The sequence below is a fragment of the Falsirhodobacter halotolerans genome (assembly GCF_022899245.1).
GTDB classification, from domain to species: Bacteria; Pseudomonadota; Alphaproteobacteria; order Rhodobacterales; family Rhodobacteraceae; genus Falsirhodobacter; species Falsirhodobacter halotolerans.
The window spans coordinates 26204-37500 of the sequence record NZ_JALJAZ010000001.1; the positions used below are offsets into that span (position 1 = coordinate 26204).

12 protein-coding genes and 1 riboswitch (1 of these 13 cut by a window edge) are annotated in these 11297 nt (G+C 67.5%); of the genes, 7 read left to right on the forward strand and 5 right to left on the reverse strand.

The genetic code is table 11. The annotated features are described in order from the left end of the window. Window positions 1–76: 76 nt before the first annotated feature. The 4 genes from MU449_RS00135 to MU449_RS00150 all read left to right on the forward strand — a co-directional run bounded on the left by MU449_RS00135 (window position 77) and on the right by MU449_RS00150 (window position 3329). A complete protein-coding gene (locus MU449_RS00135; protein ID WP_244735953.1) occupies window positions 77–820 on the forward strand; it encodes a TerC family protein in 744 nt (247 codons plus the stop codon). Between the two features lie 81 nt (window positions 821–901). Further along, the gene (gene petA / locus MU449_RS00140) at window positions 902–1474 is read left to right on the forward strand and encodes a ubiquinol-cytochrome c reductase iron-sulfur subunit (protein ID WP_244735954.1); all 573 of its coding nucleotides are present in this window, start codon (window positions 902–904) and stop codon (window positions 1472–1474) included. After that, the gene (locus tag MU449_RS00145; RefSeq protein ID WP_244735955.1) at window positions 1471–2718 is read left to right on the forward strand and encodes a cytochrome b; all 1248 of its coding nucleotides are present in this window, start codon (window positions 1471–1473) and stop codon (window positions 2716–2718) included. The genes petA and MU449_RS00145 overlap by 4 nt, the downstream gene beginning before the upstream one ends. Next, the gene (locus MU449_RS00150; protein WP_244735956.1) at window positions 2715–3329 is read left to right on the forward strand and encodes a cytochrome c1; all 615 of its coding nucleotides are present in this window, start codon (window positions 2715–2717) and stop codon (window positions 3327–3329) included. The genes MU449_RS00145 and MU449_RS00150 overlap by 4 nt, the downstream gene beginning before the upstream one ends. Here MU449_RS00150 and MU449_RS00155 read toward each other — a convergent pair. The 3 genes from MU449_RS00155 to thiB are packed head-to-tail and all read right to left on the reverse strand — an operon-like array spanning window position 3317 to window position 6448. Then, window positions 3317–3973, reverse strand: a complete 657-nt coding sequence (locus tag MU449_RS00155; protein ID WP_244738892.1) for a thiamine ABC transporter ATP-binding protein — start codon at window positions 3971–3973, stop codon at window positions 3317–3319. The genes MU449_RS00150 and MU449_RS00155 overlap by 13 nt on opposite strands. 28 nt (window positions 3974–4001) lie before the next feature. Further along, window positions 4002–5504 (reverse strand): thiamine/thiamine pyrophosphate ABC transporter permease ThiP, encoded by a 1503-nt coding sequence (locus tag MU449_RS00160; RefSeq protein WP_244735957.1) that lies wholly within the window; start codon window positions 5502–5504, stop codon window positions 4002–4004. Beyond that, complete coding sequence (thiB, locus tag MU449_RS00165; protein ID WP_244735958.1) at window positions 5480–6448, reverse strand: thiamine ABC transporter substrate binding subunit; 969 nt, start codon at window positions 6446–6448, stop codon at window positions 5480–5482. The genes MU449_RS00160 and thiB overlap by 25 nt, the downstream gene beginning before the upstream one ends. Before the next feature lie 27 nt (window positions 6449–6475). Further along, a riboswitch (TPP riboswitch) is annotated at window positions 6476–6573 on the reverse strand. A 97-nt stretch (window positions 6574–6670) separates the two neighbouring features. Between thiB and aroC the strand changes: the two genes are divergently transcribed. Continuing rightward, window positions 6671–7771 (forward strand): chorismate synthase, encoded by a 1101-nt coding sequence (gene aroC, locus MU449_RS00170; protein WP_244735959.1) that lies wholly within the window; start codon window positions 6671–6673, stop codon window positions 7769–7771. A 57-nt stretch (window positions 7772–7828) separates the two neighbouring features. Continuing rightward, window positions 7829–8119 (forward strand): hypothetical protein, encoded by a 291-nt coding sequence (locus MU449_RS00175; RefSeq protein WP_244735960.1) that lies wholly within the window; start codon window positions 7829–7831, stop codon window positions 8117–8119. Between the two features lie 48 nt (window positions 8120–8167). Here the strand turns inward: MU449_RS00175 and pyrF are convergent, their stop codons facing one another. Next, window positions 8168–8866: an orotidine-5'-phosphate decarboxylase gene (pyrF, locus tag MU449_RS00180; protein ID WP_244735961.1), complete on the reverse strand. Its 699-nt coding sequence runs from the start codon at window positions 8864–8866 to the stop codon at window positions 8168–8170. Between the two features lie 65 nt (window positions 8867–8931). After that, window positions 8932–9177, reverse strand: coding sequence for a hypothetical protein (locus MU449_RS00185; protein WP_244735962.1), 246 nt, complete (start codon window positions 9175–9177; stop codon window positions 8932–8934). A 194-nt stretch (window positions 9178–9371) separates the two neighbouring features. Between MU449_RS00185 and clpB the strand changes: the two genes are divergently transcribed. After that, window positions 9372–11297, forward strand: the 5' portion of a protein-coding gene (gene clpB, locus MU449_RS00190) for an ATP-dependent chaperone ClpB (RefSeq protein WP_244735963.1). Its footprint extends 684 nt past the window's final position; the window shows 1926 of its 2610 coding nt (coding positions 1–1926); it begins with the start codon at window positions 9372–9374; its stop codon lies beyond the right edge, outside the window.

Below are 11297 nucleotides of genomic sequence, written 5' to 3' on the forward strand. Positions count from 1 at the left end.
GCGTCAACCTGACGCAGATGTCTGACGACACGGCCCACCCACATTTGCGTGATCATTCCCTCGCTGGAGCATCTTCGTGGAATTCCTGAGCCTGTTTTCCGATCCCACCGTCTGGGTCGCGCTTGTGACCCTGATCGTGATGGAGGTCGTGCTTGGCATCGACAACCTTTTGTTCATCTCCATCCTGACCAACAAGCTGCCGGTCGAACATCGCGAAAAGGCCCGCCGCATCGGCATCGGGCTGGCGTTGATCATGCGTCTGGGTCTGTTGGCAACGATTTCATGGATCGTGCAGCTGACGACGCCGGTGTTCACCATCGCCGACAACGAATTTTCGTGGAAGGACCTGATCCTGATCGCGGGCGGCCTGTTCCTTGTGTGGAAGGCCACGAAGGAAATCCACCATTCCATGGATCCGGTGGACGCCAAGGACAACATCGTCGGCGGGGCCACGCTGACCTTCGGCGCGGCCATCGGGCAGATTCTGGTGCTCGACCTCGTGTTCTCGGTCGACAGTATCATCACCGCGGTGGGCATGACCCCGCATGTGCCGATCATGGTGATCGCGGTCGTGGTGGCCGTGACGGTCATGCTGCTGGCTGCCAATCCGTTGGCGAACTTCATCGACAAGAACCCGACCATCGTCATGCTGGCGCTGGCCTTCTTGATGCTGATCGGGACGACGCTGATCGCCGAAGGCATGGGGTTCCATGTGCCCAAGGGCTACATCTATGCCGCGATGGCCTTCTCGGCCGGGGTGGAGGCGTTGAACATGTTCGCCCGCAACCGGCGCTTGCGCAAGCAGGGGGCGGGACATTAGGTCCGCTCGACGCCCCCGCCCGCGGGGGCTACAACATGGGGGGTAAGGCATGTGCCGCCCCCCCCGTGATGTGAGGTTCCGGTGTCCGACCCCGACGATCTTTCCGCTTCCCGCCGGGCGTTTCTTTATTACGCCACCGGTTGCGCGGGCTGCGTGGCGGTGGGGGCGGCCGCCGTGCCCCTGGTCCGACAGATGGGACCGGCCGCCGACACGGTGGCGGGCGCGACGATGGTCGTCGATGTTTCGGCGTTGGAGCGCGGGCAGCAGATGACTGTCGAATGGCAGGGCCGTCCCGTGTTCATCCGTCGGCGGGCAGAGGCCGAGATTGCCGAGGCCCGCGCCGTGCCGCTGGACGATCTGCCCGACGGCTTTGCCGAGAATGCCAATCTGCCACCCGACGCGCCTGCGACGGACGAAAACCGCACGCTGGATGCGGACGGCGAATGGCTGGTCATGCTGGGCATCTGCACCCATCTGGGCTGCGTGCCGGTGGGGGATGGGCGGGGCGATTACGACGGCTGGCTCTGCCCCTGCCACGGGTCGCATTACGACACGGCGGGCCGCATCCGGCGGGGGCCTGCGCCGCGCAATCTGGCCATTCCCCTGGCGCGGTTCGACGCGCCGGGGATGCTGCGGCTGGGAGAACCTGCGTGACCTATCGCCCCCGCACCGCCTTTGGCCGCTGGATGGACGCGCGCCTGCCCCTTGGGCGGCTGATCCACCACACGATGACGGCGCGGGTGCCGGTGAACCTGAACTGGATGTGGGTCTGGGGCATGGTGCTGGTCGTCTGCCTTGGGCTGCAGATCGCGACCGGCGTGGCCTTGGCGATGCACTATGTCGCCAGCCCCGACCTGGCCTTCGCCAGCGTGGAACGCATCATGCGCGATGTGCCGAGCGGGCATCTGATCCGTGCGGTCCACGCCAACGGCGCCTCGTTGTTCTTTCTGGCCATTTATCTGCACATCTTCCGCGGCATCTATTACGGCAGCCACAAACCCCCGAGGGAGATGACCTGGCTGATCGGCATGGTGCTGTATGTGCTGATGATGGCCACCGCCTTCATGGGCTATGTCCTGCCGTGGAGCCAGATGGGCGTGGGCGGCGCGACGGTGGTCGCGGGTATGTTCGGCGCAATTCCGGTCGTGGGCGAGGGGTTGAAGACCTGGATTCTCGGCGGGCCGGCGGTGGGGGGCCCGACCCTGACGCGGTTCTTCGTGCTGCACTGGCTGCTGCCGGGGATCGCGGTTCTGCTGACGGTCCTGCATGTCTGGGGCGTGCATGTGGCGGGGAACAACAACCCCTCGGGGGTGGAGGCGCGGCGGGACCATCCGGGGGACACCCGCCCCTTCTGGCCCTTCATGGTGGTGAAGGAGCTGTTCGCGCTGGCGGTGATTTTCACGTTGTTCGCCGCCGTCACCGCCTTTCTGCCCGGCCTGTTCCTGCATCCCGAAACGGTGACCGAGGCGGGACTGCCCGCCGGTCACGTGGTGCCGGAATGGTATTTCCTGCCCTTCTTTGCCATGTTGCGGGCGATCACCCCCGATCTGTGGCTGGTCATGGCGGTGGACTGGGCGACGTTCGGCGTGGTGGATGCGGCGTTCTTGGGGGTGCTGGTGATGGCCGGATCGCTGCTGGTCCTGCCCTTTTTGCCGTGGCTGGACCGCGCGCCGGTGCGGTCGGCCCGGTATCGCCCCGTGTTCCGGGTGGCGGCGCTGCTGCTGGCGGCGGATTTCGCGATGTTGGCGGTGTGCGGGGCCCTTCCGCCCGAGGGGGCGGCGCTGGTTCTGACATGGATCGGCACCGCCTATTGGTTCGGATTCTTCCTGATCCTGCTGCCCCTCCTGTCGCGGTGGGAGCGCACGCGCGCCCTTCCCCCCAGCGTGGAGGCCGCATGATCCGTGCCGTGGCCCTGACGCTGGCCCTCGCCACCCCCGCCGCCGCGCAGGAGTTTCCGTTCGAGGGGCCGCTCGGCACCTATGACCCGGCCCAGCTTCAGCGGGGGGCGGAGGTGTTCGTGGGCACCTGCGCCGCCTGTCACGGCCTGCGCCATGTGACGATCCGGTCCCTGGCGAACGGCGACGGCCCGGCGATGGACCCTTCGGCCATGGCCGAAGGGCTGGGGCTGGCGGTGACCGACCACTTCCCCCCCTCCGCCCTGCCCGAGGCCCCGGACCTGAGCCTGATGGCGAAGGCCTGGGGCGGCCTCACCGGCGATGGCGGCGCGCGGGCGATCCGCGCCTATCTTGAAGGCTATACCGGGGCGGAGCGGGAGGACGGCGGCGTCTTCCTTTACGAAAATCCCGCCGCGCCCGAGGGGTGGGTGGCGATGCCCCCCGTGGCGCTGGAGGGGGGGGAGGCGACGGATGTCGCGGCCTTTCTGCAATGGGCGGCGGATCCAAATCTGGTGGAGCGGCGGCGGACGGGTCTGGTCGCGATCGGTTTTCTGGCGCTGCTGGCGGGGCTGCTGTTCGCAACCGTGCGGTCGGTCTGGCGTCAGCCGAGGTAATCGCGCAGCGCGGGCGGCGGATCGGCCAGAAGGGCTTTGGTGGGGGCCGGCGGATGGGCGGATCCGTCCGCCACCACGACGGTCGTGCCCCCCATGCGGCGCGCGTCGGCCGGGTCATGCGTGACCATCAGCACCGTTTTCTCGGCCGCGGTGTCCAGCACAAGATCCAGCATCTCGGCCTTCAGCGCCGGGCCAAGGGCGGCAAAGGGTTCGTCCAGCAGCAACACGGGCCGGTCGCGCAGCAGCGCGCGGGCCAGGGCGGCGCGCCCCTGCTGGCCGCCCGACACCTGTGCCGGACGGCGCGCCTCCAGCCCCGCAAGCCCCACACGGTCCAGAACCGCCGCGATCCGCGCATGATCGGCGCGGGACAGCCGCAGGCGGGGGGAGATGCCAAGCCCAAGATTCTGCGCCAGCGTCAGATGCGGGAACAGGTTCTGGTCCTGAAACAGGATCGTCATGGGGCGGCGGTCGGGCGGAGTGCGGGACAGATCCTGCCCGCCCCAGCGCACCGCGCCGGACGTGGGCGCGACAAACCCCGCCAGCATCATCAGCAGCGTCGATTTCCCCGCCCCCGAAGGGCCGAGCACCGCCACGCGCGCGCCCTGTCCGACAGACCAGTCGGCGCTCAGCCGGAAATCGTCCATCACAAGGGTCACGCGGTCCAAGGTCAGATCAGGCACGGCGCCCCCCTTTGTCGAACATCCAGAACAGGCCGAAGGACAAGATCACCAGCAAGAGCGCCGCCCCCGCCGCCTGATCCATGCGATAGGCGCCCAGAAGCTGCTGCACCAAGAGCGGCAGGGTCGGTGCGTCCGGGGCCGCGAACAGCGCGATCACCCCCAGATCGCCCATCGACAGCGCCGCCGTCACCCCGCCCGCAAACCCCAACGGCCCGGCCAGACGCGGCAGGGTCAGCCAACGCAGGCGGGCCAGACCGGTCATGCCCACCGAAGCGGCCAGCATTCCGTAATCCCGCGCAAGCGAGGTCGCGGCAGGGCGCAGGATGCGAAACGCAAACGGCAGCGCCAAAGTGGCGTTGACCAGAACCGTCACCGGCAGGGCCACGACCTCGGGCGCCAGGAACGGGAACAGTCCCAGAAACAGCCCCGTTCCCATCACGAGGCTGGAAGCGGCGAGCGGCAGCATCGCCACCACCTCCACCCACCGCCCGGGTGTGAGAGCCAGCGCGAGCGCCGCCCCCCCCGTCAGCGCGGTGGAGATCAGCGCGATCCCCACCGAACGGCCCGCAGCCCCCCAGACCGATGACGGCAGATCCAGAAGCGCGGGCGCGCCCCGCAGGGCCACCGCCCCCAGCGGTACCAGAAGAAAGGCCGCCGCCGCCGCGATGACCGCCGCGTCCACCCCCATCCGCCAACCCGCCGGACCTTGCGCGACGGCCCGGTCCAGCCCGCGCCCGAAGCCCCCCGGCACCGCGACGCGGGCGGCGATCAGCACCGCCGCGCCGCACAGGGCGAATTGCAGCGCCGACAGGCTGGCCGCGCGGCCCAGATCGAACTGGAACCGCAGCGCCTGATAAAGGGCGAGTTCCAGCGTCGTGGCCTTCGGCCCCCCGCCCAAGGTCAGCGCCACGGCAAAGCTGGTCAGGCAGATGACGAAGATCAGGACCAGCGTGCCGGGCAGAACCTCGACCAGCATGGGGCGTTCCAGATGCCGACGCACCCCGCGCGGGCCGAGGCCAAGGGCCGTGGCCAGCCGAAACCGCTCGGCCGGAATCGCCTGCCAGCCGTGCAGGATCAGGCGCACGGCCAGCGGCATGTTCAGGAACACATGCGCCAGCACCACGCCGTGCAGGCCATAGATGCGGATCGCGGGCAGACCGAAGCCCCCCAGCGTCTGATTGAGGATCCCCGATCGCCCGAACACCGCAAGCAACCCCAGAACCGCCACGATCACCGGCAACAGAAACGGCGCCCCCAGAAGCGCCACCAGCGCCCGCCGCCCCGGAAACCGCCGCCGCGCCAGCGCCCGTGCGACGGGAATGGCAAGGGCCACGGATATCACCGCCGACAACGCCGCCTGCACCAAGGTGAAGCGCAGGGCCGAGAGGTCGGCGCTCCACCCCCCTTCGGCGTGAAGGGCGACGAGGATCAGCGGCCCCAGCGTCAGCGCCAGAACCGCCGCCCCGACGATCAACGCGAGAGCGCGGCCTGCCATTCGGCAATCGCGGCGTCGCGCTGGGCGCGGACATCGTCAGGTGACAGGAAGATGGTTTTTTCGGGGCGCGGAAGGCGGTCGAATCCCTCGGGCAGCGGCACGGCGCGCGCGGGATACATCCAGTTCGTGGTGGCGATGACCTCTTGCGCCGCGGGGGTCAGAAGGAAGGTCAGAAAGCGGTCCGCCAGATCGGGCTGATCGGTGGCGGCCAGTTTTCCCGCCAGTTCGACCTGCAGGTAATGCCCGGCGGGAAAGATCGCGGCGGCCTTGGTGTCGTCCCCTTCGGCCAGAATGTGATAGGCGGGCGACGTGGTGTAGGAGAGAACCATGTCCGCCTCGCCTTCGGTGAACAGGCCATAGGCCTCGGACCAGCCGGGGGTCACGGTCAGGATGTTGTCGGCCAGCGCGGCCCAGATTTCGGGCGCGCGGGGGCCGTATTCCGCCTTGATCCACATCGCCAGCCCAAGACCGGGGGTGGAGGAGCGCGGATCCTGGATCACCACCTGCAGATCGGAGGCGGCCAGATCCTCGAAGCTGGTGGGCGGGGTGATGTCGGTGGTGTGGATGAAGGCGAACCAGCCCCAATCGAAGGGGGCGAAGGTGTCGTCCGTCCAATCGACCGGCAGGTCGGTGTCGGGGATCGTGGCAAGGGGGACGAACAGCCCGCTGTCCTTGGCATCCGCCATCAGGTTCGTATCAAGGCCAAGGACCACATCCGCCGTGCTGCGCGCGCCTTCCAGCTTCAGGCGGGACAGGACGGCGGCGGCGTCGCCGGGGGCGGTGAAGCGCAGCGTGCAGCCGCACTCCGCCTCGAACAGCGTTTTCAACTGCGGGCCGGGACCCCATTCGGTGGTGAAGCTGTCATAGGTCAGCACGTCCAGCACGGGGCGGTCCTGGGCCGTGGCGGCGAGGGGGAACAGGATCAGGGCAAGAACAAGGCGCATGTCATCCTCCTTACATCGGGGAAGACGGCCCTTGCGGCGCACCTTCCCTCCGCCGGGATCAACCGGATCAGGTTCGACGGGTTCGCGTCACGCATCTCAGCCCGAAGGCACCCCGAGGTTAGGAAGGACTTAGGGGGGAAGCCCGGCGCTGTCCAGCGGGAAGCGGGTTTTCCCCGCGCGGGGATTGCCCTATGGCTGAAGGCGACGATCTTGGGGGCGGGTATGAGCATCAACACCTTCGGACATCTGTTCCGCGTGACCACATGGGGCGAAAGCCACGGGCCGGCGCTGGGCGCGACCGTGGATGGCTGCCCCCCCGGCGTGCCTTTGGACGAGGCGGGGCTGCAGGTCTGGATGGATCGGCGCAAGCCCGGCACCAGCCGTTTCACCACGCAGCGGCGCGAACCCGATGCCGTGCGCATCCTGTCGGGCGTGTTCGAGGGGCGGACCACAGGCACCCCGATCCAGCTGATGATCGAGAACACCGATCAGCGGTCCAAAGATTATGGCGAGATTGCGACGGCGTTCCGGCCCGGCCATGCGGACCTGACGTATCACCTGAAATACGGGCTGCGGGATTATCGCGGCGGTGGGCGTTCCTCGGCGCGGGAGACGGCGGCGCGGGTGGCGGCGGGGGGCGTGGCGCGGGCCGCGCTGACGGCGCTGGCGCCGGATCTGACGATCACCGGGATGATGGTGCGCATGGGCGCACATGCGATCGACCGGACGCGGATGGACATCGGCACGGTGGGCGACAACCCCTTCTGGTGCCCCGACCCGGTGATGGCGGCGACCTGGGCCGAGTATCTGGACCAGTTGCGCAAGGACCACGATTCCGTCGGCGCGGTCATCGAGGTTGTCGCCTCGGGCGTGCCGGCGGGGTTGGGCGCACCGATCTATGGCAAGCTGGACACCGATCTTGCGGCGGCGATGATGTCGATCAACGCGGTCAAGGCGGTGGAGATCGGCGAGGGCATGGCGGCCGCCACCCTGACGGGGCGCGACAATGCCGACGAGATGCGGATGGGCCCGGATGGGCCGGAATTCCTGTCGAACCACGCGGGCGGCATCCTTGGCGGGATTTCCACGGGGCAGGATGTGGTGGTGCGCTTTGCGGTGAAACCGACCAGTTCGATCCTGACCCCGCGACGCACCGTCAACGAGGCGGGACAGGAGATGGATCTGGTCACCAAGGGCCGTCACGACCCTTGCGTCGGCATCCGCGCCGTGCCGGTGGCCGAGGCGATGATGGCGACCGTTCTTCTGGACCATCTGCTGCTGGATCGGGGGCAGACGGGCGGGGTGCGCGGCCGGATCGGATAGGGCGGGAACCTTCTCGCGTCTTTGTGTGTTGGGGGGCATAGACAGAGGAGACTACCAATGTCCGACTATCGCAATGACGACCGTCTTGAACGTGAATCCCCGCACGTTGTGCAGCAAGTGCACACGGAGCGTTCCGGAAGTTCGATTTTTCTGATCGTCGCCGCAGTGATCGCGCTTCTGGCGATCCTTTGGTTCGCCTTTGCCGGCGGCAACGACACGACGACGGCCCCGCCCGCACCGGCGGCAACCGAACAGACCGCCCCGACGACCGAAACCACGCCCGTGGTCCCGGATACGACCGTGGCACCAGAAACCGGCACGACGGAGTCGACCACGACTGCGCCCTGATCGGTATGATCTGAAGGGAAGGGGGGCAGCGTTTCGCTGCCCCTTTTTTCATGCGCGGGGAGGAAGGTCGCGCAGAATGGCGCGTGCGGCGGCCTGCGGGTCGGGGGCGGTCCAGACGGGGCGGCCCACGACGATATGGTCGGCCCCGTCGGTGATGGCCTGCGCCGGCGTGGCCACACGCTTCTGGTCGCCCAAGGTGGCGCCGGTCGGGCGCACGCCGGGGGTCACGATCAGCTTGCCGGTCGCCTGGGGCAGGCCGCGGATCATTGCCGCCTCTTGCGGACTGGCGATGACGCCGTCGGCCCCCGCCTCCAGCGCGCGGGCGGCGCGTTCCAATGTGATCTCGGCCAGATCGCCGGGGCGGATCAGGTTCGCGTCCAGATCGGCGCGGTCCAGCGAGGTGAGGATGGTCACCGCCAGGATCTTCGTATCCGACCCCGACGCCCCGGCCGCCGCCGCCCGCACCACCTGCGGATCGCCATGAACCGTCAGGAAATCGAGTCCATGCTGGGCAATGCCGCGCACCGCCGCTTCCACGGTGGCCCCGATGTCGAACAGCTTCATGTCCAGAAACACGCGCTTGCCGCGTTCATGCTTCAATTCGTTGGCAAGGGCGAAGCCGCCGCCCGTCAACATGCCCAGACCGATCTTGTAGAAAGAGGCCGCGTCCCCGATCCGGTCCGCAAGCTCAAGCCCCTGCACGATGTTCGGAACATCCAGCGCGATGATAAGACGGTCGTCGGACATGAAAAAACCCCCGCAAATGCTGCGGGGGACGGATGCGCCGCATGGGCGCGCATGTCAACTGTCGATCAGGCGGCGTGGGCGAAGCGCATCTTTTCGGCCTGCGCCTCCAGTCGGGCGATATAGAGCGATTTTGCGCTGTCGATCAGGCGGTCGCGCAGGTTTTCGCCATGGCTGTCCTCGGCCGTGCGGATGCGCACCTCGAACGGGACCGGACGCCCGTCCTCCTTCACGATCAGGGAAACCAAAGCTTCGACCTGACCGAAATCGCGGGCGTTGCGGGCATGTTCGATCTTGGCTGAAAGAATACGCATGGCTTTTTCCTTTGTTACGTGGTGTCAACCACGAAAATTGGAGATTGTTCCCGATGTGGCGGCGAAGTCACGAAAGTTGTGATCGGGCGTATTGAACGGCGGTGGGCCGCACCTCATCTTGGGGGCATGAGACCCGGACGGACGTGCCGCATCGGCGGGCGCAGGACCGGGGGCTTGAGGAAAAGGAGAGACCGATGAATTTGGAAAAGTTCACGGAACGGTCGCGCGGCTTCATTCAGGCGGCGCAAACCATCGCGATGCGGGAAAGCCACCAGCGGCTTGCGCCCGAACATCTGTTGAAAGCGCTGATGGATGACGATCAGGGGCTGGCGTCCAACCTTATTCAGGCGGCGGGGGGCGATCCGTCCCGCGTGGTCGAGGCGGTGGGCACGGCCATGGGCAAGCTGCCCAAGGTGTCGGGCGACGCGCAGCCTTACATGGATCCCGCGCTGGTGCGGGTGCTGGACGAGGCGGAGACGGTTGCCAAGAAAGCGGGCGACAGTTTCGTTCCTGTCGAACGCGTGCTGACCGCGCTGGTGCTGACGCCATCGAAGGCGAAGGAGGCGCTGGTGGCGGGCGGCGTGAGCGCCCAGAACCTCAATTCCGCGATCAATGACATCCGCAAAGGTCGGACGGCCGACAGCGCCAGCGCCGAGGACAGCTTCGACGCGCTGAAGAAATACGCCCGCGATCTGACCGAGGCGGCCGAGCAGGGCCGGATCGACCCGATCATCGGCCGCGACGATGAAATCCGTCGCACGATGCAGGTGCTGAGCCGTCGGACCAAGAACAACCCCGTCCTGATCGGGGAACCCGGCGTCGGGAAAACCGCGATTGCCGAAGGGCTGGCCCTGCGCATCGTGGATGGCGACGTGCCGGAATCGCTGCGCAACAAGCGTCTGATGGCCTTGGACATGGGCGCGCTGATCGCCGGTGCGAAGTATCGCGGCGAGTTCGAGGAGCGTCTGAAGGCTATCCTGAAGGAGATCGAGACGGCGGCGGGTGAGATCATCCTGTTCATCGACGAGATGCACACGCTGGTCGGGGCCGGCAAGGCCGATGGCGCGATGGATGCGGCCAACCTGATCAAACCCGCTTTGGCGCGGGGGGAGTTGCACTGCGTGGGTGCGACAACCTTGGACGAATACCGCAAGTATGTGGAAAAGGATGCGGCCCTTGCCCGCCGGTTCCAGCCGGTGATGGTTTCCGAGCCGACGGTGGAGGATACGGTCAGCATCCTGCGCGGGATCAAGGAGAAGTATGAGTTGCACCATGGGGTGCGGATATCCGACTCGGCGCTGGTCGCGGCGGCGACGCTGTCGCACCGCTATATCACCGACCGTTTCCTGCCCGACAAGGCGATCGACCTTGTGGACGAGGCCGCAAGCCGTCTGCGGATGGAGGTGGACAGCAAGCCCGAGGAGTTGGACGCCCTGGACCGCCAGATCCTGCAGATGCAGATCGAGCAGGAGGCCCTGAAGAAGGAAGACGACGCCGCCAGCAAGGACCGTCTGGAGCGGCTGGAGAAGGATCTGGGCAACCTGCGCGAGCGGGCGGATGCCATGACCGCCCAGTGGCAGGCGGAGCGGGACAAGCTGCAAGCCTCGCGCGATGTGCAGGAGCGGCTGGACCGTGCCCGCGCCGATCTGGACGTGGCGAAACGCGAAGGCAACTTCGCCAAGGCCGGGGAGCTGCAATACGGCACGATCCCCGCGTTGGAGAAGCAGTTGGCTGAAGCCGATGCCACCGACGGGCTGATGGTCGAAGAGGCCGTTCGCCCCGAGCAGATTGCCGAGGTGGTCGAGCGCTGGACCGGCATCCCCACCTCCAAGATGCTGGAGGGGGAGCGGGAGAAGCTGCTGAAGATGGAGGAGGAGTTGGGCCGCCGAGTCATCGGGCAGGGTCAGGCCGTGACGGCGGTGGCCAATGCCGTGCGCCGCGCGCGGGCGGGGCTGAACGACGAGAATCGTCCGCTGGGCTCGTTCCTGTTCCTCGGGCCGACCGGGGTGGGCAAGACCGAGCTGACCAAGGCCGTCGCCGAATATCTGTTCGACGACGATCAGGCGATGGTGCGCATCGACATGTCGGAGTTCATGGAGAAGCACGCCGTCGCCCGCCTG

What these genes read in the sequence shown, in the direction of transcription:
- MU449_RS00150 (WP_244735956.1), top strand. Translation starts at nt 2,715, where the DNA reads ATGATCCGTGCCGTGGCCCTGACGCTGGCCCTCGCCACCCCCGCCGCC.
- MU449_RS00155 (WP_244738892.1), bottom strand. Translation starts at nt 3,973, where the DNA reads ATGGACGATTTCCGGCTGAGCGCCGACTGGTCTGTCGGACAGGGCGCG.
- MU449_RS00160 (WP_244735957.1), bottom strand. Translation starts at nt 5,504, where the DNA reads ATGGCAGGCCGCGCTCTCGCGTTGATCGTCGGGGCGGCGGTTCTGGCG.
- thiB (WP_244735958.1), bottom strand. Translation starts at nt 6,448, where the DNA reads ATGCGCCTTGTTCTTGCCCTGATCCTGTTCCCCCTCGCCGCCACGGCC.
- aroC (WP_244735959.1), top strand. Translation starts at nt 6,671, where the DNA reads ATGAGCATCAACACCTTCGGACATCTGTTCCGCGTGACCACATGGGGC.
- MU449_RS00175 (WP_244735960.1), top strand. Translation starts at nt 7,829, where the DNA reads ATGTCCGACTATCGCAATGACGACCGTCTTGAACGTGAATCCCCGCAC.
- pyrF (WP_244735961.1), bottom strand. Translation starts at nt 8,866, where the DNA reads ATGTCCGACGACCGTCTTATCATCGCGCTGGATGTTCCGAACATCGTG.
- MU449_RS00185 (WP_244735962.1), bottom strand. Translation starts at nt 9,177, where the DNA reads ATGCGTATTCTTTCAGCCAAGATCGAACATGCCCGCAACGCCCGCGAT.